The 24,120-nt window shown below is 69.0% G+C and carries 21 protein-coding genes and 1 riboswitch; of the genes, 7 read left to right on the top strand and 14 right to left on the bottom strand.

Annotated elements, in window-relative coordinates; all coding sequences use genetic code 11:
• Positions 1-89: 89 nt before the first annotated feature.
• Positions 90-1,943 carry a phosphoenolpyruvate carboxykinase (GTP) gene (locus tag E3T23_RS11420; RefSeq protein WP_134370494.1) on the top strand — a complete coding sequence of 618 codons (1,854 nt, stop codon included), beginning with the start codon at positions 90-92 and terminating at the stop codon, positions 1,941-1,943.
• 129 nt (positions 1,944-2,072) lie between these two features.
• Here the strand turns inward: E3T23_RS11420 and E3T23_RS11415 are convergent, their stop codons facing one another.
• A complete protein-coding gene (locus E3T23_RS11415) occupies positions 2,073-4,208 on the bottom strand; it encodes an ABC transporter ATP-binding protein (protein ID WP_134370509.1) in 2,136 nt (711 codons plus the stop codon).
• 145 nt (positions 4,209-4,353) lie between these two features.
• Between E3T23_RS11415 and E3T23_RS11410 the strand changes: the two genes are divergently transcribed.
• The 3 genes from E3T23_RS11410 to E3T23_RS11400 are packed head-to-tail and all read left to right on the top strand — an operon-like array spanning position 4,354 to position 6,988.
• Positions 4,354-5,280, top strand: a complete 927-nt coding sequence (locus tag E3T23_RS11410; RefSeq protein ID WP_134370493.1) for an ABC transporter ATP-binding protein — start codon at positions 4,354-4,356, stop codon at positions 5,278-5,280.
• Entirely contained in the window at positions 5,277-6,167 is an 891-nt protein-coding gene (locus E3T23_RS11405) for an ABC transporter permease (protein WP_134370492.1), read from the top strand. Before E3T23_RS11410 ends, E3T23_RS11405 begins: the two co-directional genes overlap by 4 nt.
• Positions 6,164-6,988, top strand: coding sequence for an ABC transporter permease (locus E3T23_RS11400; RefSeq protein ID WP_134370491.1), 825 nt, complete (start codon positions 6,164-6,166; stop codon positions 6,986-6,988). The genes E3T23_RS11405 and E3T23_RS11400 overlap by 4 nt, the downstream gene beginning before the upstream one ends.
• 193 nt (positions 6,989-7,181) lie before the next feature.
• Here the strand turns inward: E3T23_RS11400 and ribH are convergent, their stop codons facing one another.
• Genes ribH through ribD form a run of 4 tightly spaced genes read right to left on the bottom strand, consistent with a single transcriptional unit; the run spans position 7,182 to position 10,576 of the window.
• Positions 7,182-7,664, bottom strand: a complete 483-nt coding sequence (ribH, locus tag E3T23_RS11395; protein ID WP_134370490.1) for a 6,7-dimethyl-8-ribityllumazine synthase — start codon at positions 7,662-7,664, stop codon at positions 7,182-7,184.
• On the bottom strand, positions 7,661-8,923 hold the full coding sequence (gene ribA / locus E3T23_RS11390) for a GTP cyclohydrolase II (RefSeq protein WP_134370489.1): 1,263 nt from the start codon (positions 8,921-8,923) through the stop codon (positions 7,661-7,663). The genes ribH and ribA overlap by 4 nt, the downstream gene beginning before the upstream one ends.
• The gene (locus E3T23_RS11385) at positions 8,920-9,552 is read right to left on the bottom strand and encodes a riboflavin synthase (protein ID WP_134370488.1); all 633 of its coding nucleotides are present in this window, start codon (positions 9,550-9,552) and stop codon (positions 8,920-8,922) included. Before E3T23_RS11385 ends, ribA begins: the two co-directional genes overlap by 4 nt.
• A gap of 7 nt (positions 9,553-9,559) precedes the next feature.
• Positions 9,560-10,576, bottom strand: a complete 1,017-nt coding sequence (ribD, locus tag E3T23_RS11380; RefSeq protein WP_134370487.1) for a bifunctional diaminohydroxyphosphoribosylaminopyrimidine deaminase/5-amino-6-(5-phosphoribosylamino)uracil reductase RibD — start codon at positions 10,574-10,576, stop codon at positions 9,560-9,562.
• A gap of 106 nt (positions 10,577-10,682) precedes the next feature.
• A riboswitch (FMN riboswitch) is annotated at positions 10,683-10,814 on the bottom strand.
• Positions 10,815-10,909: 95 nt separating this feature from the next.
• Between ribD and glpK the strand changes: the two genes are divergently transcribed.
• Together glpK and E3T23_RS11370 are read left to right on the top strand one after the other, a co-directional pair.
• Complete coding sequence (gene glpK, locus E3T23_RS11375; protein WP_134370486.1) at positions 10,910-12,424, top strand: glycerol kinase GlpK; 1,515 nt, start codon at positions 10,910-10,912, stop codon at positions 12,422-12,424.
• Between the two features lie 379 nt (positions 12,425-12,803).
• Positions 12,804-13,691, top strand: a complete 888-nt coding sequence (locus tag E3T23_RS11370; RefSeq protein WP_134370485.1) for an endonuclease domain-containing protein — start codon at positions 12,804-12,806, stop codon at positions 13,689-13,691.
• A gap of 201 nt (positions 13,692-13,892) precedes the next feature.
• Here E3T23_RS11370 and E3T23_RS11365 read toward each other — a convergent pair whose 3' ends face one another.
• The 9 genes from E3T23_RS11365 to E3T23_RS11325 form a co-directional block, all read right to left on the bottom strand.
• On the bottom strand, positions 13,893-14,702 hold the full coding sequence (locus tag E3T23_RS11365) for an HAD family hydrolase (RefSeq protein ID WP_134370484.1): 810 nt from the start codon (positions 14,700-14,702) through the stop codon (positions 13,893-13,895).
• Positions 14,703-14,795: 93 nt separating this feature from the next.
• Positions 14,796-15,800, bottom strand: coding sequence for a tryptophan--tRNA ligase (gene trpS, locus E3T23_RS11360; RefSeq protein WP_134370483.1), 1,005 nt, complete (start codon positions 15,798-15,800; stop codon positions 14,796-14,798).
• A 64-nt stretch (positions 15,801-15,864) separates the two neighbouring features.
• Complete coding sequence (locus E3T23_RS11355) at positions 15,865-16,767, bottom strand: exodeoxyribonuclease III (protein WP_134370482.1); 903 nt, start codon at positions 16,765-16,767, stop codon at positions 15,865-15,867.
• A 9-nt stretch (positions 16,768-16,776) separates the two neighbouring features.
• Entirely contained in the window at positions 16,777-17,877 is a 1,101-nt protein-coding gene (locus tag E3T23_RS11350; protein ID WP_134370481.1) for a YihY/virulence factor BrkB family protein, read from the bottom strand.
• 99 nt (positions 17,878-17,976) lie between these two features.
• Positions 17,977-18,744 (bottom strand): succinate dehydrogenase iron-sulfur subunit, encoded by a 768-nt coding sequence (locus E3T23_RS11345; protein ID WP_134370480.1) that lies wholly within the window; start codon positions 18,742-18,744, stop codon positions 17,977-17,979.
• A gap of 1 nt (position 18,745) precedes the next feature.
• Entirely contained in the window at positions 18,746-20,560 is a 1,815-nt protein-coding gene (gene sdhA / locus E3T23_RS11340; protein WP_134370479.1) for a succinate dehydrogenase flavoprotein subunit, read from the bottom strand.
• A 17-nt stretch (positions 20,561-20,577) separates the two neighbouring features.
• Entirely contained in the window at positions 20,578-21,030 is a 453-nt protein-coding gene (locus E3T23_RS11335; protein WP_134370478.1) for a succinate dehydrogenase hydrophobic membrane anchor subunit, read from the bottom strand.
• 13 nt (positions 21,031-21,043) lie between these two features.
• Positions 21,044-21,457: a succinate dehydrogenase, cytochrome b556 subunit gene (gene sdhC, locus E3T23_RS11330; RefSeq protein WP_134370477.1), complete on the bottom strand. Its 414-nt coding sequence runs from the start codon at positions 21,455-21,457 to the stop codon at positions 21,044-21,046.
• Between the two features lie 113 nt (positions 21,458-21,570).
• Positions 21,571-22,725, bottom strand: coding sequence for a glycosyltransferase family 4 protein (locus E3T23_RS11325; RefSeq protein WP_134370476.1), 1,155 nt, complete (start codon positions 22,723-22,725; stop codon positions 21,571-21,573).
• A gap of 79 nt (positions 22,726-22,804) precedes the next feature.
• Here E3T23_RS11325 and E3T23_RS11320 point away from each other — a divergent pair, with 79 nt between their 5' ends.
• Positions 22,805-23,926, top strand: coding sequence for a mannose-1-phosphate guanylyltransferase (locus tag E3T23_RS11320; protein ID WP_134370475.1), 1,122 nt, complete (start codon positions 22,805-22,807; stop codon positions 23,924-23,926).
• The last annotated feature ends 194 nt before the right edge of the window (positions 23,927-24,120 follow it).

The raw sequence follows: 24,120 nt of genomic DNA, 5'->3' as shown, positions 1-24,120 counted from the left end.
CTCCATTCTGGAGTCAGAGGCCGAATTTTGTGCCTCCCCACGACTGCAGACCACTGGTTCACGCCGGATTGACCACGAAAGGCCAGGAGATGACCATCGCGAATTCCCGAGTTGAGACCGGCGGGGGCGAGTCCCGCAACGCTGCAGGCACCACCGACCCCAACCTTCAGGCCTGGGTGGACGAAATCGCCCGGCTGACCCAGCCCGACGCCATCGTCTGGTGCGACGGATCGCTGCGCGAGGCCGACCTGCTCGCGAAGCAGCTCGTCGCCGAGGGCAAGCTCATCCACCTGAACCCGGAGTGGCGCCCCAACAGCTACCTGGCCCGCACGAGCCCGTCGGACGTGGCGCGCGTCGAGGACCGCACCTTCATCTGCTCGGTCGACGAGGGCGATGCCGGCCCCACCAACAACTGGGCCGCTCCGGACGCGATGCGGGACGAGCTGCAGGGCGTCTTCGCCGGCAGCATGCGCGGCCGCACGATGTACATCGTGCCCTTCTCGATGGGACCGCTCGGCGGTCCCATCTCCCAGCTCGGCGTGGAGATCACCGACTCGCCGTACGTGGTGCTGAACATGGGCATCATGACCCGCATGGGCCAGAAGGTGCTGCACATGATCGAGGCCGGAGCCCCATGGGTGCACACCGTGCACAGCGTGGGCTACCCGCTCGTCGACGCCGAGGGGCGCCGCCGCAAGGACGTGTCCTGGCCGTGCAACGACACCAAGTACGTCGTGCAGTTCCCGGAAACCCGGGAGGTGTGGTCGTTCGGCTCGGGCTACGGCGGCAACGCGCTGCTCTCGAAGAAGTCGTTCGCGCTGCGGATCGCATCCGTCATGGCCCGCGACGAGGGCTGGCTCGCCGAGCACATGCTGCTGATCAAGGTCACCTCCCCGGAGGGCGGAGTGTCGCACCTGGCCGCGGCGTTCCCGTCCGCCTGCGGCAAGACGAACCTGTCCATGCTGCGCCCGACCATCCCCGGGTGGAAGGTCGAGACCATCGGCGACGACATCGCCTGGCTGCGCCCCGGCCCCGACGGCCGGCTGTACGCGATCAACCCGGAGGCCGGCTTCTTCGGCGTCGCCCCCGGAACCGGCGAGGTCACCAACCCGACCGCCGTGGCCACCGTCTGGGGCAACACCATCTTCACGAACGTCGCGCTGCGCGACGACGGCGACGTGTGGTGGGAGGGTCTGACCGAGACCGCCCCCAGCCACCTGATCGACTGGGAGGGTAACGACTGGACGCCGGCCTCCGGCCGCCCGGCGGCGCACCCCAACTCCCGCTTCACGGTCGCTGCCGCGCAGTGCCCGTCGATCGCCGACAACTGGGAGGCCTTCGGCGGCGTGCCGATCGACGCCATCCTCTTCGGCGGGCGCCGCGCGACGAACGTGCCGCTCGTGGCGCAGGCCCGCAGCTGGAAGCACGGTGTGTTCATGGGCGCGACCATCAGCTCGGAGAAGACCGCGGCCGCCGAGGGAACCGTCGGCGAACTGCGCCGCGACCCGTTCGCGATGCTGCCTTTCTGCGGCTACAACATGGCCGACTACTGGGCGCACTGGCTCAAGGTCGGCAAGGGCCTCGGCAGCAAGGCGCCGGAGATCTTCCAGGTGAACTGGTTCCGCAAGGGTGCCGACGGCAGCTTCCTGTGGCCCGGTTTCGGCGAGAACTCGCGGGTGATCGAGTGGATCGTGCGCCGCATCGAGGGCTTCGCGGATGCCCAGGACACCCCGATCGGACACCTCCCGGTGGAGGGCGGCCTCGACCTCAAGGGTCTGCATCTGGCCGAGACGGATGTCGAGCAGCTCTTCGCGATCGACCCGGCCTCCTGGTTGGCCGAGTGCGACCTCACCGAGGAGTACTTCGCCAAGTTCGGTGACCGGGTGCCGCCGGCACTGCACGCCGAGCTCGCGAGCGTGCGCTACAACCTCCGACACGCCTAGCGCTGCCGCTTCCCGGGCATCCGTTCCGCGAAAGCGCACAAAATTCACCCACGGCACACCCCTGGGGGCATTTTGTGCGCTCTCGCCGCGGTGACACGCGGGCGGTGGGGGGGCGGGCGACCCCCGGGGCTAGACGAGCAGCTGGTGCTTGGCGAGCTCGCGGTAGAGCGGCGTCGAGGCGACCAGCTCGGAGTGGGTGCCGGTACCGACGACCTGGCCGTGATCGAGCACCACGATCTGGTCGGAGTCGACCACGGTCGACAGGCGGTGCGCGATCACGATCAGGGTGCGGTCCACGGCGACCGCGTCGATCGCGGTGCGCATCTTCTGCTCGTTGACGCCGTCGAGGCTGGACGTGGACTCGTCCAGCAGCAGGATCGGCGGCGCCGCCAGCAGGGCCCGCGCGATCGCCAGCCGCTGGCGTTCGCCGCCGGAGAGCATCACGCCGGACTCGCCGACGGCCGCACCCAGCCCGGCCGGGTCGCGCTCGAGCACCTCGGAGAGGTTCACGGCGTGCAGCACGGCGATGCACTCCTCGTCGGTGGCGTCGGGCGTGGACAGGGTCAGGTTGTCCCGCAGCGAACCGGCCAGCACGGGGGCGTCCTGTTCGACGTAGCCGATCTGCGAGCGCAGGGCCGTGCGGTCGAGGGTGCGGATGTCCAGGCCCCCCATCCGCACAACGCCGTCGGTCGGGTCGTAGAAACGCTCGATCAGGGCGAGGATGGTGCTCTTACCGGCGCCGGACGGGCCGACCAGGGCGGTGCGCTTGCCGCGCGGGGCGCTGAACGAAACACCGCGGAGCACCGGGCGGGGCTCACCGGCGGCGTCGGCGTCGCTGCGCTCGGTGGCGCGGTCGGCCGCATCGGCGGCGGCCTGTGCGGCCTCCCTCGTTGCGGCGTCCGATGCGGCCCGGTCGGAAGCGGCGCGCTCCGCTGCCGCGAGATCGGCCGCGGCGAGGTCCGGTTCGGCCAGCACGGCTTCCAGCACGGCCGGCACCACGATGGCCGTCTCGAGCACGAACGGAACGTCGACGGCGGACTCGATCATCGCGTTCTCGGCGGCGACGAGCTCGGCGTCGGATGCCGTGTGAGCGGAACGGCCGACGGCGGCCCCAGACTCAACCGCACCCTCACCCGACTCCGCAGCCGCGGCATCCGTCGCCGCCGGGGCGACCAGATAGCCGAACTGCACGTTCTCGAAGGAGATGGCCGGGGCGTCCGGCCGCACCGACTCGTTGGCGGCGCCGACCGTGATGGCCAGGGGCGCGATGTCGCGGTCGAACTGGTCCTCGCTGGGCAGATCGATGATCTCCTGGATGCGTCCGAGGGCGCCGAGCGCCGCGTTCACCGAGGTGATCGCGCCGAACGCCTGGCCGAGCGGCACGATCATCAGGAACAGGAACAGGATGAACGCGATCAGGTCCGCGATCGTGATGGTGCCGCTGGCCACGCGGAAACCGCCCACGCCCAGCACCACCAGGAACGACACCTGCATGGCGATGCCGGCGATCGGCACGACGAGGGCGGAGATCTTCGCGACCTGGATGCCCATCCGCCAGGCACCTTTGGCGTCCTCTTCGACGGCGGCGATCTCCCGGTCGGTGGCGTTCGAGGCGCGCACGGTGCGCACCGCGCTGATGGCGCGCTCGACACTGGCGGCGAGGTCGCCGACCTTGGCCTGCGCGGCGAGGCTGGCCGTACGGATGCGCTGCGACAGCAGTGTGACGGTGACCACCGACACGGCGATCACCAGCACGGTCAGCCCGAGCAGCACCGGGTCGATCACGAGCATGGCGATCAGCGCGCCGACGAACGTGAGTGACCCGCCGATCGCTTCGACGAGTCCCTGGGTGAGCACGGCCCGCAGCAGCGTGGTGTCCGACCCCACCCGGGAGACCAGGTCACCCGTGCGGCGGGTGTCGAATTCGCTGATCGGGAGGCGCAGCATCCGCCCGATCAGTTTGCGGCGGCTGGAGAGCACGACGCCCTCACCGGTGCGCTGCAGCAGGTAGTGCTGGTAACCGCTGATCAGGGCGGAGACGACGACGAGCGCGACCAGCGCCCAGACCAGGCCGCCGAGCGCGTCGCCCTCCTGCACGATGGTGATGACCTGGCTGACCAGGAGCGGCTGGGCGAGGCTGGCGGCGGCGCCGAGCACGCTGAGCACGACCACGAAGCCGAGCACCTTCTTATGCTCGAGCAGATACGGGACCAGCTGGCTGAACGTCGCGCGGGGCCCGCCGGCATCCGCGCCACGCCGCCCCATCCGGCCGAGGCGTCCGCGACCGGCCGGTCGGGTGGCCGGGCTGGCGGCTGGGCGGGCGGCGGAACGGCGATTGCTGGGGGTACTCACTGAATGAGCTTAACCGCATCCCGCTGCATGTCGGCCCGGCGGTCTACAGTGAGGAACTGTGCCGGAGCCAGTCATCGTTGCCCAGAACCTCGTCAAGAAGTACAAAGATTTCGCCGCCGTCGACGGCATCTCCTTCGAGGTGGCACCCGGCGAATCGTTCGGCCTGCTCGGCCCGAACGGGGCCGGCAAGTCGACCACCATGCGCATGGTGGGCGGCGTCTCCACCCGCACCGGCGGAGACCTCCGCATCCTGGGCCTGGACCCCAACCGGTACGGCCCGGAGATCCGCTCGAGGCTCGGCGTGGTGCCGCAGGCCGACAACCTCGACACCGAGTTGCGGGTGCGTGAGAACCTGCTCGTCTACGGCCGCTACTTCGGCCTGCCGCGGGCACAGGTGGCCCGCCGCGCCGACGAGCTGCTGGCATTCGCGCAGCTGGAGGACAAGGCGAAATCGAAGGTGGACGCGCTCTCCGGGGGCATGAAGCGGCGCCTCACGATCGCGCGGGCCCTGATCAACGACCCGAGCATCCTGCTGCTCGACGAACCGACCACGGGCCTCGACCCGCAGGCCCGGCACATCCTCTGGGACCGCCTGTTCCGGCTCAAGGAGCAGGGCACGACCCTGCTGCTCACCACCCACTACATGGACGAGGCCGAGCAGCTCTGCGACCGCCTGGTCGTGATCGACAAGGGCGTGATCATGGCCGAGGGTGCCCCGGCAGAGCTGATCCGCACCTACTCCTCCCGAGAGGTGCTCGAGGTGCGGTTCGGCTCCGAACTCAACGCCGACGTGGCCGGGCGCCTCAAGGGCATGGGCGACCGGATCGAGGTGCTGCCCGACCGCATCCTGATCTACAGCGAGAACGGCGAGTCCGAGCTGGTGCGCATCGTGGACGCCGGCCTCACCCCGATCACCAGCCTGGTGCGGCGCTCCAGCCTGGAGGACGTGTTCCTGCGGCTGACCGGACGGACCCTGATCGAATGAGCACCGATCCGACCGGCACCGATCAGCGCGGACCGCTCCGCATCGGGACGGCCCCGCCGCCCGGTTCGCCCGGCGACCGGGCCATCCGTGCCACCCGGCGCACCCGGCGTTGGGGCTCCTGGTACGTGGCCGAGCATCGTTTCCGGGTGATGCGCTCCTACGCCCAGACGGTGACCGTGACCGCCATCGGCAATCCGATCATCTACCTCTACGCGCTGGGGGTCGGGCTGGCCACCCTCGTCGACGCCAACCTGGGGGCGGATGCCGTGGGTGGGGTCAGCTACCTCGCGTTCGTCGCGCCCGCCCTGCTCGGCAGCGCCGCGATCGCCGTGGCGAGCGAGGAGTTCACCTACCCGATCATGCTCGGCTTCAAGTGGAACCCGGTGTTCTACGGCATGAACGCGTCCCCGATCCAGCCGGGCCAGATCATCAACGGGATCGTCATTTCGGTGGCCGTCCGCATGGTCCTGACCTGCGGCATCTTCTACGGTTTCATGCTGCTGTTCGGCGCGGTTCCCTCGCCGACCGGGTTCCTGGCCGTCTTCGTGGCGCTGCTCACCGGCCTCGGCTTCGGCGCCGTGTTGATGGCGTACACGGCCACCCTCACCGAGGACACCGGCCAGCTGGCCATGGTGATGCGCTTCGTCATCCTGCCGATGACCCTGTTCTCCGGCACCTTCTTCCCGCTCGACCTGCTGCCGGTCTGGCTGCAGTGGATCGGCTGGATCTCCCCGCTCTGGCACGGCACCGAGCTTGCCCGGGTGTTCACCTACGGCCTGAGCGAACCGCTCTGGCTGAGCGCGCTGCACGTGCTTTATCTGGCGGTACTGCTCGCCCTCGGCTGGGTCTGGGCCCGGCGGATCACGGCAAGGCGGCTGAACAAATGACCGGGACCGACCTCAGAACGGATGCCGCGGCATCCCGCCCGCTCGGCGCGCTCTACGCCGGAAACGCCCGCAGCGTCATGCTCCGGGGCTGGCAGGCGACGAGGAGCACCAACTGGCTCGTCGTGGTCAGCGGATTCTTCGAGCCGATCTTCTACCTGCTCTCGATGGGCCTCGGCCTGGGCGCCCTGGTCGGCACCATCACGACCGAGTCAGGTCAGGAGGTGCCGTACGCGGCGTTCATCGCGCCGGCGCTGCTGGCGGTCGCCGCCATGAACGGGGCCATCTACGACTCCACCTGGAACGTGTTCTTCAAGATGCAATTCGCCAAGCTCTACGAGGGCATGCTGGCCACCTCGCTCGGCCCCCTGGATGTCGCGCTCGGCGAAATCTCCCTGGCACTGCTCCGCGGGGCGCTGTACGCCACCGGCTTCCTGGTCGTGATGCAGGCACTCGGGCTCAACCTGTCCTGGTGGGCGCTGCTGGCACTGCCGGCCGTGCTGCTGATCGCGTTCGGCTTCGCGAGCGTGGGGATGGCCGTTACGAGCTTCATGAAGACGTTCCAGCAGATGGACTGGATCAACTTCCTGCTGCTGCCGATGTTCCTGTTCTCGGCCACGTTCTACCCGCTGAGCGTGTACCCGCAGCCGATCCAGTACCTGATCCAGGCGCTCCCGCTCTGGCACGGGGTCGAGCTCGTGCGCGGCCTGACCACCGGCCAGGTCGACGCCGGGATGCTCTGGCACGTGCTCTACTACCTGGTGATGATCCTGCTCGGCCTGGTCTTCACCACCCGGCGCCTGCGCACCCTGTTCCTCGACTAGCCCCCGTTCCTCACTCACTCGCTTGCTCGCCGCTCGCCCGCTCGCCGCTCGCCCGCTCGCCGCTCGCCGCCAGCGCCGGGGCTCGAGTTGCGGAGAAAACACCCTCCTTCGGCGCGGGAAGGTGTTTTGTCCGCAACTCGGCGGCCGTTTGTGGCAGCCGCCCGTGCACCCTACGGCCGGAGTCCGCGCGGGATCAGTCGAAGGTGTACGCGCGCAGCTTCTGCAGCAGCTGGGCGGTCGCGATGGCCGCCGCGGCCGCCTCCTCGCCCTTGTCCTCCTTCGAACCGGGCAGGCCGGCCCGGTCCAGGCCCTGCTGCTCGTCGTCGAGGGTGAGCACACCGAAACCCACCGGCTTGCCGGTGTCCAGCGCCACCCGGGTGAGGCCATCCGTCGCCGCCGCCGACACGTACTCGAAGTGCGGGGTGCCGCCACGGATGATCACGCCGAGCGCGACCACCGCGTCGGCGCCGTTGTCGAGGGCCACCTTGCACGCCACCGGCAGCTCGAAGCTGCCCGGCACCCGCACCAGCGAGTAGCGGGCACCGGATGCCTCGAGCACCCTGGTCGCACCGGCGATCAGCCCGTCGGTGATCACGTCATGCCACCGTCCGGCGACGATCACGATGTCCAGCCCGGTTCCGTCGATCTCAATCTCGGGGGAGCCTGCTCCGCTCATAGTGCGATTCCTTTCAGCATCTCTGCTTCTGCGATGTGGTGGCCCATCCGGTCGCGCTTGACGGCCAGGTAGCCCTGGTTGTGCGTGCCGACGCCGACGACGAGCGGCACCCGCTCGGTCACGGTGACGCCGTGCGCCTCGAGCTGGCGCATCTTCTCCGGGTTGTTGGTCAGCAGCCGCACGGAAGAGAGGCCCATTTCGTGCAGGATGGCCGTGGCGGCGCCGTAGTCGCGGGCGTCGGCGGGAAGGCCGAGCGCCACGTTGGCGTCGAAGGTGTCCAGACCGTCCTCCTGCAACTTGTAGGCCCGGAGCTTGTTGATCAGCCCGATGCCGCGGCCCTCCTGGCCGCGCAGGTAGACGACGATGCCGCCGAACTCCTGGATCGTCTCCAGGGCGGCATCCAGCTGAGGCCCGCACTCGCATTTGAGCGAGCCGAACGCCTCGCCGGTGAGGCACTCGGAGTGCACCCGCACGATCGCGCCGTCGGTGGGGGTGCCGGAGACGAGGGCCACGTGGTCGGCGCCGGTCATCCGGTCCCGGTAGGCGCGCACCTGGAAGTTGCCGTGCCGGGTGGGGACGGTGGTCTCCACCTCGAAATCGACCCGCGGCGACTCGAGGATCGGGCTGACCGTGGGCAGTGCCGTGTCGGTGTGGAATTCCTGCAGGTAGGCGATCAGGTCCTTGATGGTGATCACCAGCACGCCCTCGCGCTCGCCGAGGGCGAGGAGACCGGGCAGGCGCATCATTTCGCCGTCTTCGGCGACGATCTCGGAGATCCCGGCGACCGGCACGAGGCCGGCCAGTTTCATCAGGTCGACGGCCGCCTCGGTGTGGCCGTCCCGCTCGCGCACACCGCCGTCCACCGCGCGCAGCGGCATGATGTGTCCGGGCCGGTGCAGGCTGGACGGCGTGGAGGCCGGGTCGGCCAGCACGCGCAGGGTGTGTGCGCGGTCGGCCGCGCTGATCCCGGTGCTGAGCCGGTCGGCCGCGTCGACCGACACCGTGTAGTTCGTGCCGCGGGGGTCCTCGTTGTTCTGCACCATCACCGGCAGGTCGAGCTTGTCCGCGAGGTCGTTGGTCATCGGCGCGCAGATGAAGCCGGAGGAGTAGCGCACGGTCCAGGCGAGCCACTCCTGCGTGGCCATCTGGGCTGAGATGATCACGTCACCCTCGTTCTCGCGGCCCTCATCGTCGGCGACGATGACCGGTTTCCCCAGCCGGAGGGCATCCAGCGCGGTGGGAATGTCGGCGAGGCTCATGGGTGGCTCCTTTTCGATCCGGCGTCCGCCAGGGCGAGCATGCGCTCCACGTGGCGGGCCAGGATGTCGGTTTCGATGTTGACGTGATCATTGGCCACGCGCTGTCCCAGCGTCGTGGCGGTGAGGGTTTCGGGGATGAGCGAGACTTCGAACCACTGCTCCTGTTCGCTCGCCGGGCTGATGTTGCTGACGGTCAGCGAGACGCCGTCCACGGCGATGGATCCCTTGCCCGCCACAAGCGGGGCGAGTTCGGGGGAGAGGCTGAACCGCAGCACCCGCCAGGCCTCGCCGGGGGTGACGCTCAGCAGGGTGCTGGTGCCGTCGACGTGGCCCTGCACGATGTGGCCGCCCAGACGGTCGCCCACGAGGGCCGCGCGCTCGAGGTTGACCGGGCTGCCGGCCTGCGCGGCGTCGAGCGTCGACATCAGCAGGGTCTCTGCCATCACGTCGGCCGTGAAGGTGTCTCCGGTGCGCTCCACCACGGTGAGGCAGACGCCGTTGACCGCGATCGAGTCGCCGTGGCCGGCGTCGGCCACGACTCGCGGGCCGCGGATGGTGAGGCGGGCGGCATCCGCGGATCGCTCCACCTTCTCGACCTGGCCGAGTTCCTCGATGATTCCGGTGAACATGGGTGTCCTATCTCGGCCGGGCGACGACGAGGAGGTCGTCGCCGAGTCGGTCGTAGTGGTCGATGGCCAGGCGGCGCTGGTCGCTGATGCCCGCCACGCCGATGTCGCCCAGGGCGAGCCTCCCGCCGCCGAGCAGCGTGGGCGCGAGGTACACGAGGTACTCGTCGACCAGGCCGGCCGCGACGAACGCGCTCGCGAGCGTGGGCCCACCCTCGATGAACGCGTGACGGATGCCGCGCCGGTGCAGGTCGTGCAGCACGGCCAGCAGATCGTCGGTGGCGAAGAACAGGGGCGGATGCGGGTGGGAGCGGAGGGCCGCGTCGGCCGGGACGCCGCGGGTGCCGATCACGACCGGCACCGGTTGGGTCGGCAGGAGCTTTCCCGCGGCGTCGCGGGCGGTCAGTGCGGGGTCGTCGGCGAGCACGGTGCCGGTTCCGACGATGATGGCGCCGGCTGCCGCGCGGCGCCGGTGCACGTCCTGCCGGGCCTCCGGTCCGGTGATCCAGCGGCTCGTCCCGTCGTCGGCCGCCGCGCGCCCGTCGAGGCTCGACGCCCACTTGAGCGTCACGAACGGCCGCCCGAGGCGGGCGGCGACGAGCCAGTCGGCGAGGAACGCCTCTCCCGCGCCGGCCAGCACTCCGCCGGCGACGTCGATCCCGGCGCGGCGGAGCCGGTCGGCCCCGCCCGAGGAGTCGATGCCGGGGTCGGCGACGGCGTAGACGACCCGGGTCACGCCGGCCTCGATCAGGGCGAGCGAGCAGGGGCCGGTGCGGCCGGTGTGGTTGCAGGGTTCGAGGGTGACGACGGCGGTGGCTCCGCGGGCGGCACCCGCCGTGAGCCGGGCCAGGGCGTCGACCTCGGCGTGGGGGGTTCCGGCGCCGCGGTGCCAGCCCTCGGCGAGCACCTGCCCGGACTCGTCCAGGAGCACGCAGCCGACGCGGGGGTTCGGGCCCGTGGCCGGCCCGTTCGCGGCCAGCTCGAGGGCGCGCCGCATGGTGGCCTCGAGCGCCGCATTCTCGGTCATTCCCGTCCTGTCCGTTGGCGAAACGAACTCCGGGTTTTCGGTGCGGCGAACACCAGGTGGGTCGCGCATACGCGAAACCCGCCGACCGACCGGGATGGTCAATCGACTCGTGCGCCTCTCATCCGGACTTTAACCGTCGGTGCTGGAATTTCACCAGCTCAACCGTCACGCTCCAGGAGCGGTACGGGTCGCGGACTTTCACCGCCGGTTCGGACTTACACCGACCCCGGAGCACGTTTACTACTACTACTAGTTATATCTCAACGCGTTGTCCGCAGAAGAATTCCCGGCTGGTGCATAACCTTGTACTCACCATTGACAAAGGAGTTAATAATGGCAAAATTCGTCATCGCAATCGACCAGGGGACCACCAGTACCCGTGCGATCATCTTCGACAAGTCCGGATCGATCATCTCGACCGGTCAGCTCGAGCACGAGCAGATCTTCCCCCGCGCCGGCTGGGTCGAACACGACCCGATGGAAATCTGGAACAACACCCGTGAGGTCATCGGTTCGGCCCTGGCCAAGGCCAACCTGACCCGCCACGACATCGCGGCCGTCGGCATCACCAACCAGCGCGAGACCGCCGTCGTCTGGGACCGCCACACCGGCATCCCTGTCTACAACGCCATCGTCTGGCAGGACACCCGCACTCAGCCCATCGTCGACCGGCTCGCCGCCGACGGAGGCGTTGAACGCTTCAAGGCCAGGGTGGGCCTGCCGCTGGCGACGTACTTCTCCGGTACGAAAATCGTCTGGATCCTCGAGAACGTCGAGGGGGCCCGGGAGAAGGCCGAGGCCGGTGACCTGATGTTCGGCACCACCGACACCTGGGTGCTGTGGAACCTCACCGGCGGCCTCGAGGACGGCGTGCACCTGACCGACGTCACCAACGCCAGCCGCACCCTGTTCATGGACCTGGAAACACTGCAGTGGGACGACGAGATCCTCGCCGCCTTCGACGTGCCGAAGTCGATGCTGCCCGAGATCCGCTCCTCCTCCGAGGTCTACGGCGTCGCCAGCGGCCACAGCTTGCTGCGCGAGACCCCGATCGCCGGCATCCTGGGCGACCAGCAGGCGGCGACGTTCGGACAGGCCGCCTTCGACCAGGGCGAGGCCAAGAACACCTACGGCACCGGAAACTTCCTGATCTTCAACACCGGCACCGAGATCGTGCACTCCCAGAACGGCCTGCTCACCACCCTGGGCTACAAGCTCGGCGACGCCGAACCGCACTACGCCCTGGAGGGCTCCATCGCGGTCACCGGATCGCTCGTGCAGTGGCTGCGCGACAACCTGGGCATCATCAAGACGGCTGAGGAGATCGAGCCGCTCGCCCTGTCGGTCGAAGACAACGGCGGCGCCTACTTCGTGCCGGCCTTCTCCGGCCTGTTCGCGCCCTATTGGCGTGCGGATGCCCGTGGCGCCCTGGTCGGCCTCACCCGTTACGTGAACAAGGGCCACATCGCCCGTGCCGCGCTCGAGGCGATCGCGTACCAGAGCCGCGAAGTGCTGGACGCGGTCAACGCCGACTCCGGTGTGCCGCTGACCGAGCTCAAGGTCGACGGCGGGGCCGCGGCCAACGACCTGCTGATGCAGTTCCAGGCCGACATCCTCGGCGTGTCCGTCGTGCGCCCGGTGGTCGCGGAGACGACCGCCCTGGGTGCGGCCTATGCGGCCGGCTTGGCGGTCGGCTTCTGGAACGACCTCGGCGAGCTGCGGTCCAACTGGCAGGAAGACGCCCGCTGGGAGCCGAGCATGGACATCGCCGAGCGCGACCGTCTGCTGCGCAACTGGAAGAAGGCCGTCACCAAGTCCCTCGACTGGGTCGACGCAGACGTGGTCTAGCCCGCCGGTGCTCACCGCGCGGGGAGCACCGCACCGGTGCTCCCCGACCGGTGCTCCCCGCGCGGTGCGACGCACCCCACCGAGGCCCGGCGGCCGAACATGGCCGCCGGGTCTCGGTATCCGTGCCCCGAGCACTCCCTCCCCAGGCCTTCCGGGTCACTCCCGGTCTCTCCTCCCAGCCCACTCATTCACCGTGCTGTCCCTGTGCATAACTCCTGCAAATTCTTGGCATGTACTGCTCGAAGCCCGGATTCACGGGCTACTCGCATGGCCGCGAACACGATTTGCAGGAGTTATGCACAACCACGTGCGGCGAGGTGCTCTCCCCAGATCACGGCACGGTGCCTGCAGGGCGATCGAGTGCCGTCACGATCGCGGCATGACCCCCTTCACGAGCCTGGACTTCGGTCCGAGACGAATTGTCCATCGCCATGATCTGATCTCCGCGGGAATGACCGGAGCCCAGATCACCCTCGCTGTCCGTTCCGGGTCCCTGCTGCGGGTGCGCCGCGATCACTACGCCCGGCCCGGGACCGATCGCCACACGATGGAAGCGGTCTGCGTCGGTGGTCGACTGGCCTGCGTATCGGCCGCAAACGAACTGGGGATCTTCGCCTTCGACGCCCAGTTCACTCATCTCCACGTTGAGCGGGAAGGGTCGCGGCTGCGCGCACCTCACAGCCGTTTCGTGCGCCTGGCGGAGGCCCGGCGTGATGGCGTCGAACTGCATTGGGGGCCTCTGCTCGACTCTGGAGACGGCACGGAGTACTGCGTCGGGCCTCGGGATGCCCTGGCCCAGATCATCCAATGCCAGCCACGCAATTTCGCACTGGCCGCCCTCGACACGGCGTTGCACGAGGGCCAGATCGGCTCAGCAGATGTTCCCGATATTTTCGCGCACGTGCCGGCCAAGTACCGAGCCCTGCGATTCAGGATCGATGCGCGGTCCGATGCGGGGCAGGAAACGGTCCTCCGGCAGCTGATCCTCGATGCCGGCCTGCGTTGCGACATCCAAGTGCGCATTGACCGTGTGGGGCGCGTGGACTTGCTCGTCGAGGGGTGCGTCGTTGTCGAGGCGGACAGTCACCAATTCCATAAGAGCTGGAGCGACCACATTCGTGACCGTACCCGGGACCGATTGCTTGCTGAGCTCGGCTATCCGTCCCTGCGTGTGCTCTACCGGGACATCATGTTCGATCCTGCGGGCGTGGTCAAAGCCATCCGGAACCTGGTGAACCTTTGCCACTTCGGAAGCGCCCACGCCTGAGCACAGCCGTACTCGGCGCCCACCGCGACCGCCCACCCCGCCACCCGACAACGGGAGCAAGAGCCGACTTCGTGCATAACTCCTGCAAATTTCACGGCGGGGCACCGGCCGCCCCCGTAACGACTGGCCCCGACGAGGTGGCGTTGTCAATTTGCAGGAGTTATGCCCAGGAGAGAGGCGCGAGGGTGGGGTCGGCCGGGGCTAGGAGAAGGCGCGCGCCGTGAGGACGGCGGGCAGGGCGGCGAGGCCGGTGATCCGGAGCACGCCGAGCCGGGCGGCCTCGGCAGCATCCGGCCCAGCTCCAGCTCCAGCCCCAGCTCCAGTTCCAGCCCCAGTTCCAGCTCCAGCTCCAGCTCCAGCTCCAGCCCCGGCACCCGTCCGGTCGAGCCAGACCCCGGTCAGCCCGGCCGCGGCGGCACCGATCGCGTCGGTGCGCAGCCGGTCGCCGACGTAGACGGTCTGCTCCGGGGCCGACCCGAACACCGCGCAGGCGTGCCGGAAGATGCGGGGGTCCGGCTTGGCGACACCCAGGCTGCCGGAGGCGATCACGTGCTCCACCCGCCCGGAGAGCCCGGTGTCCGCCAGCTTGTGGCCCTGCGGCGTCGACTCACCGTTGGTGATCAGCCCGATCCGCACCCCACGGAAGGCGACGGCCAGGGCGTCGAGGCAGGGCAGCGCATCCGGGTGGAGGCGCCAGCTCGCCCGGTAATGCCGGAAGTACGCCTCGAACCAGGCAGCCGCCGCGGGCCCGGTCAGAGTGACGCCGTGCGCCGCCGCGAAGTCGCGGGCCCGCTCCCGACGCTGCCCCGCGAAGTCCAGACTTCCGGCGAGGTAGGCGTGGTAGTGCCGCTCTTCCAAGTCGTCCCAGAGCGCCAGCGCAGCGCCGGGGTCGGCGTCGGCGAAGGTGCCGCCCAGTGAATCGAGGTGCGCACGGATGCCGTCGGCCACGGCGCCGCGATGGGCGAACAGGGTGTCGTCCAGGTCGAACAGAACGACGGCGGGCGCGGGCATCAGCTACCCGACGGCACGACCGACGGCACGACCGACGGCACGACCGACGGCACGACCGACGGCACGACCGACGGCACGACCGACGGCACCGCCTCAGCGCCCCGGCAGCAGGCCGACGCGGTCGTAGGCGCGCGTCAGCGTTTCGTTGGCCACTCCCGCGGCCCGATCCGCGTTCAGGGCGAGCAGCCGGTCGAGTTCGGCCGGGTCGTCGAGCAGCTCGAGAACACGCGCCCGGATCGGTCCGAACGTGCCCGTGACCACCTCGGCGAGACCCTTCTTCAGGTCGCCGTAGCCGCGCCCGGCGTATTCGTCCTCGAGCGAGCCCACCGAGCGCTCCGCGAGCACCGAGTAGATCGTCAGCAGGTTGGCCACGCCGGGCTTGTTCTCGCGGTCGAAGACCACGCCCCCGTCGGCATCCGTGACCGCGCGCATGATCTTCTTGTGCGTCACCGCCGGTTCGTCGAGCAGCCAGATCACACCGGCGTGCGACTCGGCCGACTTCGACATCTTCGAGGTCGGGTTCTGCAGGTCGTAGATCTTCGCGGTCTCCTTGACGATGGCGACCTCCGGCACGGTGAACGTCTGCCCGAACCGGGAGTTGAAGCGCGCCGCGAGGTCCCGGGTCAGTTCGACGTGCTGACGCTGGTCTTCGCCGACCGGCACGATCTCGGTGTCGTACAGCAGGATGTCCGCGGCCATCAGCACCGGGTAGGCGAACAGTCCCACGGTGGTCGCGTCCGATCCCTGCCGGGCGGACTTGTCCTTGAACTGGGTCATCCGGCTGGCCTCGCCGAAACCGGTGATCGTGTTCAGCAGCCAGGCCAGCTGGGCGTGCGCGGCGACATGCGACTGCACGTACAGCGTCGACGCCGACGGGTCGATGCCGCTCGCGATGTACTGCGCGGCCGTGCGGCGCGTGTTCTCCCGCAGCTTCACCGGGTCCTGCGCCACGGTGAGGGCGTGCAGGTCGACGATGGAGAAGTACGCGTCGTGGGTCTGCTGCAACGCCTTCCAGTTCAGGAGGGCGCCGATGTAGTTGCCGATCTGCAGGGAATCGGCGCTCGGCTGCATGCCCGAGTAGAGGCGGGGTGTGGTCATGGGATCAGATCTTTTCGTAGCGTGGGGCCACCGGCAAGGCCGAAGGCGCGAAATGGAGGGGTGGTCAGAGTGCGTAGTCGACGACCACGGGGCTGTGGTCGGACCAGCGCCGGTCGTAGGCGGCCGCTCGGTCGACGGCGTACTCGGTGACGGATGCCGCGAGCGCCGGCGTCGCCAGCTGGTAGTCGATCCGCCAGCCGGTGTCGTTGTCGAACGCCTGACCGCGCCACGACCACCAGGTGAACGGCCCGTCCACTTCGCCGGCCCACCGGCGTCCCACGTCGACCCAGCCGAGGCCGGCCCCGGCGTTGTAGTCCGGGGCGTCTTCGGCGCCGACGATGCGGTCGAAGTAGGCGCGTTCCTCCGGCAGGAACCCGGCGCGTTTCACATTGCCGCGCCAGTTCTTGATGTCGAACCGGCGATGTCCGACGTTCAGATCGCCGAGCACGACGGCACGGTCGCTGTGCGCGGCCAGCGCGGGCAGCCGCTCGAGCATGGCGTCGAGGAACTTGAACTTCTCGACCTGCTTCGGGGTGTCCACCTCGCCGGAGTGCACGTAGGTGCTCACGACGGTGATCAATTTGCCGTTGACCTCGTAGTCGGCTTCGAGCCAGCGGCCGGCGCTGTCGAATTCGGTGGCGCCGAGCTCGACCCGGTGGATGGCCGCGGTCGACCGGCTGGCCAGGGCGACCCCGGCCCGGCCCTTCGCGGTGGCGGCGTCGTGCAGGATGCTCCACTCCGGTCCGAGCAGACCCTCGAGGTCCTCGGTCGAGGCGCGCACCTCCTGCAGGGCGAGGATGTCCACGTCGCGATCGGCAAGCCACTCAGCCATGCCCTTGCGGTAGGCGGCGCGCACGCCGTTCACGTTGACGCTGGCGATCCGCAGCCGCGTGGTGGCCGAATCGGAGGACCCGGCGGGGGCGGCGGACGAAGCAGGGTCGGGGGCGATGGTGGCGGCGGAAGGCATTCCCCGATTCTACTTTGGCTCCGGCCCGGACCCGTCGGCCGGAAGCTCCGCGGCCCGCTTCTCGGCGGCTCGCAGTCGGCGGCCGGTGAGCAGCCGGCCGGGCCAGGTCGCGTCGTCGTGCGCGAGGCGGGCATCCCGAAGCTCGGCCAGCACGACCACGCGGAACGCCTCCTCCTCCTGGCGGCGTTTCTCGGCGGCGACCTCGTCCACGCTGATCCGACGCGGTGAGAGTCCGGCGTCATCCATGCCGACGGCGATCCAGGATGCCGCGAGCAGCGTCAGCGTGCTGGTCAGGTTGAACCAGATCAGGAGCCCGATGATCACCGCGAAGGCGGCGAGCAGCGGATTGCGGCCGGCGCCGGCGAGCAGCGTGCTGCCGAGGATCTTGAGCACGCCGAGGCCCGCCGCGCCCAGGACGGCGCCGGTGATCAGCTGGCGGAACGGGATCCGCACCCGCGACAGCACCCGGAACAGTGCGGCGAGGGTGATGGTGTCGATCAGGAGCACGAGGAGCAGACCGACCGAGCGGGCGGCGGCGTTGAACCAGAACGAATCCCGGGACACCCCGAACAGCCCGAACAGCGCCCCGAGCGCCTCGGTGCTCGCGATCGAGATCAACGCCGACAGCACCAGCACCACCGCGAACAGCAGGCCGAGGCCCAGTTCCCGCAGCTTGACCAGGAGGATGAAGGTCTTGTCGGGCGGCATCCGGAAGATCGTGCGCACCGCGAGCGCCGTATTCGCGAGCCAGCCGAGCACGGTGGCGAGCAGGCCGATCAGAGCGAAGGCGCCCGACCAGCCCAAGACCCGGGCGTTGGCGAGGTCGCTCGGGTCGATCACACCGTCCTCGCCGATCAGCCCGGGGACGGACTGGTTGATGAAGGAATAGAGCGTCAGCTCCAGGTCGGGGTTCGACGTGATCCACAGCCCGGCGATGGAGAAGGTCAGCCAGAGCGCGGCGAACGTCGCGAAGATGGCCTGGTACGACATGCCGGCGGCGAGGATGCCGCCGCCGCTCTCCCCGAAACGGGTGAAGACCCGCACCGGGCGCGAACGCATGACCCGGCCGACGAGCGTCTTGGTCCGGTCGATCACCGCGGGAGTATTCACCAGTTCAGCCTAGGCGGCGGCCGTGCGGTCGAGAACGCGAAAGGCCGGTCTCGCCACGGATGTTCGTCGTGGGGAGACCGGCCGGTCGAGTTCGTGCGGCTACTGGGTGCCGCGCAGCATGGCCTGCTTGACCTCGGAGATGGCCTGCGTGACCTGGATTCCGCGGGGGCACGCCTCGGTGCAGTTGAAGGTCGTGCGGCACCGCCACACGCCTTCCTTGTCGTTCAGGATGTCGAGGCGCACGGCGGCATTGTCGTCGCGCGAGTCGAAGATGAAGCGGTGCGCGTTGACGATCGCGGCCGGACCGAAGTACTGTCCGTCGGTCCAGAACACCGGGCAGCTCGACGTGCAGGCGGCGCAGAGGATGCACTTGGTCGTGTCATCGAAGCGTTCGCGCTGGGCGACGGTCTGGATGCGCTCCTTGCCGTCGGTGGGGGCGCTGTTCGCCACCAGGAACGGCTGCACGGCACGGAACGATTCGAAGAACGGCTCCATGTCCACGATCAGGTCCTTCTCCAGCGGCAGGCCCTTGATCGCCTCCACGTACACCGGCTTGGTGATGTCGAGGTCCTTGATCAGGGTCTTGCAGGCCAGACGGTTGCGGCCGTTGATGCGCATGGCATCCGAGCCGCAGATGCCGTGCGCGCAGGAGCGGCGGAAGCTCAGGGAGCCGTCCTGCTCCCACTTGATCTTGTGCAGCGCGTCCAGCACGCGGTCCGTCGGGTACATCTGCACGTCGAAGTCGTCCCAGTGCGGTTCGGCGTCCACCTCCGGGTTGTAGCGACGGATGATCAGGGTCACGGTGAAGGACGCGATCTCCTCCGGCACGACGGGCGCGCCCACGGTTTCGGCGGTTGCGGTACTCAACTCAGTACTTCCTTTCCATCGGCTGGTAGCGCGTGATGGTGACCGGCTTCCAGTCGAGCGCAATGTGGTCGGCGGCGTCGGCGGAGAGCGGGTCTCCGGTCAGGTAGGCCATGGTGTGCACGAGATAGTTGGCGTCGTCGCGCAGGGGGAAGTCGTCGCGCATGTGCCCGCCGCGGCTTTCCTTGCGGTTGCGTGCGGAGAACACGACGACCTCGGCCAGGTCGAGCAGGAAGCCGAGTTCGACGGCCTCGAGCAGGTCCGTGTTGAACCGGCGACCCTTGTCCTGCACGCCGATGTTCTTGTACCGCTCGCGCAGACCGTGGATCACGGTGGTGACGTCGGAGAGCGACTCGTCGGTGCGGAACACCTGCGCCTTGGCGTCCATCGTCTCCTGCAACTCCTTGCGGAGCACGGCGATGCGTTCGGTGCCGGTGGAGGTGCGGATGCCCTCCAGCAGTTCCCGCACACCCTTGGCCGGGTCGGCCGGCAGCGGCGTGAACTGGGCCGTCTTGACGTAGGCGACGGCGTTGTTGCCGGCGCGCTTGCCGAAGACGTTGATGTCGAGCAGAGAGTTGGTGCCGAGACGGTTGGACCCGTGCACGGACACGCAGGCGCATTCGCCGGCCGCGTAGAGGCCGGGAACCACGGTGGTGTTGTTGCGCAGCACCTCCGCGTCCACGTTGGTGGGGATGCCGCCCATCGCATAGTGCGCGGTCGGCATGACCGGCACCGGCTCGGTGACCGGGTCGACGCCCAGGTAGGTGCGGGCGAACTCGGTGATGTCGGGCAGCTTGGTCTCGAGCACCTCGGCGCCGAGGTGGGTGCAGTCGAGGTAGAGATAGTCCTTGTTGGGCCCGGCGCCGCGGCCTTCCGCGACCTCCTTGACCATGCAGCGGGCGATGATGTCACGCGGGGCGAGGTCCTTGATGGTGGGCGCGTAGCGCTCCATGAACCGTTCGCCGGCGGCGTTGCGGAGGATGGCTCCCTCGCCGCGCGCGCCTTCGGTGAGCAGGATGCCCAGGCCCGCCAGGCCGGTCGGGTGGAACTGGAAGAACTCCATGTCCTCGAGCGGCAGGCCCTTGCGCCACACGATGCCCACGCCGTCGCCGGTCAGGGTGTGCGCGTTCGAGGTGGTCTTGTAGATCTTGCCGAACCCGCCGGTGGCGAAGATGAACGCCTTCGCCTGGAAGACGTGCAGCTCGCCGGTGGACAGGTCGTAGGCGACCACGGCCGACGGCTGGTCGACCCCGTCAACCTCGGTCATGACCAGGTCGAGCACGTAGAACTCGTTGAAGAAGTTGATGCCGCGCTTGACGCAGTTCTGGTAGAGCGTCTGCAGGATCATGTGGCCGGTGCGGTCCGCGGCGTAGCAGGCCCGGCGGACCGGTGCCTTGCCGTGGTCACTGGTGTGTCCGCCGAAGCGGCGCTGGTCGATCTTGCCCTCGGGCGTGCGGTTGAAGGGCAGGCCCATGTTCTCGAGGTCGATGACCGCGTCGATGGCTTCCTTGGCGAGGATCTCGGCCGCGTCCTGGTCCACCAGGTAGTCGCCGCCCTTGACCGTGTCGAAGGTGTGCCATTCCCAGTTGTCTTCTTCGACGTTGGCGAGGGCCGCGGCCATCCCGCCCTGCGCCGCACCGGTGTGCGACCGCGTCGGGTACAGCTTGGAGATCACGGCCGTGCTGGCGCCGGAGCCGGCTTCGATGGCGGCACGCATGCCGGCACCGCCGGCTCCCACGATGACGATGTCGAACTTGTGGTAGTGCACGCCGTCGACGACGGTGGGCTCGGAGGGCGCGGTTACAGCATCCGTTGACATATGAGTGTTTGCAGCTCCTAGCTGGCCGAGCAGAACGAGGGAAGAAGATCGGCGGGCGAGCCGGCCGGGCAGGGATCGAACGTGAAGACCACGAGCGTGCCGAGCACGATCAGGATCACGACGGCCGCCAGGATGGCGGACTTCAGGATGCCGCGGGTGAGGCGCTGCGTGGCGTAGTCGTTGACCAGCGTGCGCATGCCGTTGCCGCCGTGGATCAGGGCGAGCCAGAGCATCAGCACGTCCCAGACCATCCAGAACGGGGTGGTCAGCTTGCCGGCGACGAAGGCGAAGTTGAGGGCGCTGACGCCCTCGCCGACCATCAGGTTGACGAAGAGGTGGCCGAAAATGAGCACGACCAGCACGACGCCGGAGACGCGCATGTAGATCCAGCCCCATTTTTCCCAGTTCACGCCGCGGGAACGCGGAGCGCGGGAGTAGGGGCTGCGGGGAGCTTCGATTGTGGATGTCATGGCTCTCCCCGTTCTAGTGGCTGAACACGTTGATCAGGTGGCGCGGCACGAAGGCGAGCATCGTTACCACCCACAGGGCGATCACGACGTAGAACATGGCCTTCTGATACTTGGCGTTCCAGAAGTCGATCAGGATGATCCGCAGCCCGTTGAAGGCGTGGAACACGATGGCCGCGACGAGCGCGGTCTCACCGAGACCCATGATCGGAGTCTGGTAGCTGCTGATGACCGCGTTGTAGGCTTCCGGGCTGACACGCACCAGCGCGGTGTCCAAGATGTGAACCAGCAAGAAGAAGAAGATCGCAACACCCGTGATGCGGTGGAGGACCCATGACCACATGCCCTCGCGGCCCCGATACAGGGTTCCGGCGGGGCGACGTGACGTCGTCTTCTGCTGGGATGTCAGTGTCGCTGCCTGCTCTGGCATGACCAACCCTCCCTGGCTGAATAGCGGCCTCGACGAAGCAGACCGGCAATGCGCAATACGCACGTAACACAATCATAAGTGTCTCTGCGCCGAGATAAAACGCGAATGCCCGGCTAGCGCTGCATTGACAGCGGAACCGCAACCATGGCGCGAACGGCGGCCCGTTCGTCGATGACCTGCTCGTAGTGCCCGAGCAGTGCGCCGCAGACGTTCTCCCAGGACCGGCCGAGCACGCTCCGGCGTCCCGCCTCGCCCATCCTCCGCCGGAGGCCGGGGTCCAGGACCAGCCGGCTGACGCAGGCGCGCAGGTCCCGGTCGTCGTCCGGAACGAAGAGGAAACCGTTTTCGCCGTGGTTGACCAGGTCGATCGGGCCCCCGGCCCGCGGGGCCACGACCGGCAGGCCGGCGGCGTGCGCCTCCTGCAGGGTCTGGCCGAAGGTCTCCTCCGTGCCCGCGTGCAGGAACAGGTCGAAGCTCGCGTAGGCCCGAGCGAGGTCCGGCCCATCCAGGCGGCCGAGCCAGGTCACCGGCATCCCGGCCAGCTCCCGCTCGAGCGCCGGCCTCGAGGGGCCGTCGCCGACGAGGGCGAGACGGATGCCCGGCATCCCCCGCAGGGCCCGGAACCTCTCCACCTGCTTCTCCGGTGCCAGGCGGCCGACGTAGCCCACGACGACTTCGCCGTTCGGGGCCAGCCGGCGCCGGAGGGCGGTCACCTCGGGGTCGGATCTCCGGTTCGGGTGGTAGCCGACCAGGTCGACACCGCGGCTCCAGTGCGCGAGCCGGCGCAGGCCGACCCGGCGCAGGTCCGTCATCGATGCGGAGGAGGGAACCAGGGTGAGGTCGGCTCCCTCGTGCACCCACTTGACGAAACGCCAGGCCGACTGCGCGGCCGGGCCGAGCCGGTTGCGGCGGGCGTAACCGGCGACATCCGTCTGGAAGACGGCGACGCTGGGCACGTCCTGCCGGTTCGCGGCCGCGATGCCCTGGGCGCCGAGCAGGAACGGCGAGGCGGCGTGCAGCACGTCCGGGGCGAAATCGGCCAGCAGACGGTGCACCTGGGGACTGGGCATTCCCACCGGGAATTGCCGGTAGCGCGCCGCGGGGACGGCGTGCACCGGGAACCCGGCGTATTCGGCGGGAGCGCCGGCCGGAGCGATGACCATCGCGTCGTGGCCGGTGCGGGCGAGGTGCTCGAGCACCTTGCACACGCTCGTCGTGACTCCGCTGATCGTGGGCAGGAAACTTTCGGTGATCAGGGCAACCCTCATGAGGCGAGCGTAGGCACGCCCTCCGGCGGGCAGGTGAACGCACCGTGAACGGCACGGACCGGGCGGGTAGTCTGGCCGCATGCTTGAATCAACGGAACCACTCGATCGTTTCTACAGCGTGATTCCGGCCGGCGGAATCGGATCCCGGCTGTGGCCGCTGTCCCGCGCCGACGCCCCCAAATTCCTGCACGACCTGACCGGCTCCGGCCAGACCCTGCTCCGGGCCACCTGGGATCGTCTCGCGCCGCTGTCGGGCGAGCAGCGCATCATGGTCGTCACCGGCCGCGCGCACCGGGCCGCCGTCGAAGCGCAGCTGCCCGAACTGGCCGACCTGAATGTGGTGCTCGAAAGCGAGCCGCGCGAATCGACGGCCGCCATCGGCCTGGCCGCGGCGATCCTGCAGAAACGCGAACCGGGCGTCATCATCGGCTCCTTCGCCGCGGACCATGTGATCAAGGGCGAGGCCCAGTTCCGCCAGGCGGTCGCCGACGCCGTGCGCGCCGCCGATGCCGGGTACATCGTGACCATCGGCATCCAGCCCACCGAACCGGCGGTCGGCTTCGGTTACATCAAGACCGCCGGCCCGCTGGACATCGCCGGCGCCGCCAGCGCCCTGTCGGTGGACTCCTTCGTGGAGAAGCCCGACCTGGCCACCGCCCAGGAATACCTGGCCACCGGCACCTATTACTGGAACGCCGGCATGTTCATCGCCCGTGCCGACCGCCTGCTCGAAGAGATCGGGGCGTCCGAGCCCGACCTGCTCGCCGGACTGCTCGAGCTGGCCGACGCCTGGGACACCCCGCGCCGCGGCGCCGTGGTCGACCGCGTCTGGCCCCGCCTGAAGAAGATCGCGATCGACTATTCGGTCGCCGAACCGGCGGCCACCCGAGGCAAGCTCGCCGTGATCCCCGGCCAGTTCGACTGGGACGACGTCGGCGACTTCGCCTCGATCGCGAAGATCCACGCCAATGGCCGCAAGCGCGACCTCGCCATCCTCGGCGAGGGTGCCCGGGTCCTCGCCGACTCCTCGAGCGGGATCGTGGTCAGTCACACCGGGCGCATGATCGCCCTGATCGGCGTCGAGGACATCGTGGTGGTCGACACCCCGGACGCCCTCCTCATCACGACCAGCGCCAACGCGCAGAAGGTCAAGGCCGTCGTGGATGCACTGAAGCTTTCGGGCAGCAGCGACGTCCTCTAGCCGACACCGAACCCCCCGATCGGGGGCGATTTCGCGCTCGACGCGGCCGGGGTGGCGGGCGGCACCGCCACGGCCGAGTATCGCGTCTTGATAACCTTTCGCGCGCAGGCCGGGTTTGCTCCTTTGAGCAGAGAATCATTCGGTAGCGTGTACTCCAATACAGCCCCTTGCGAACCCGCGCCGGGCGACCATTG

The organism is Cryobacterium cheniae, from assembly GCF_004403395.1.
In the GTDB taxonomy this organism is placed as follows: Bacteria; Actinomycetota; Actinomycetes; order Actinomycetales; family Microbacteriaceae; genus Cryobacterium; species Cryobacterium cheniae.
This window is presented reverse-complemented; position numbering and strand designations above follow the sequence as displayed.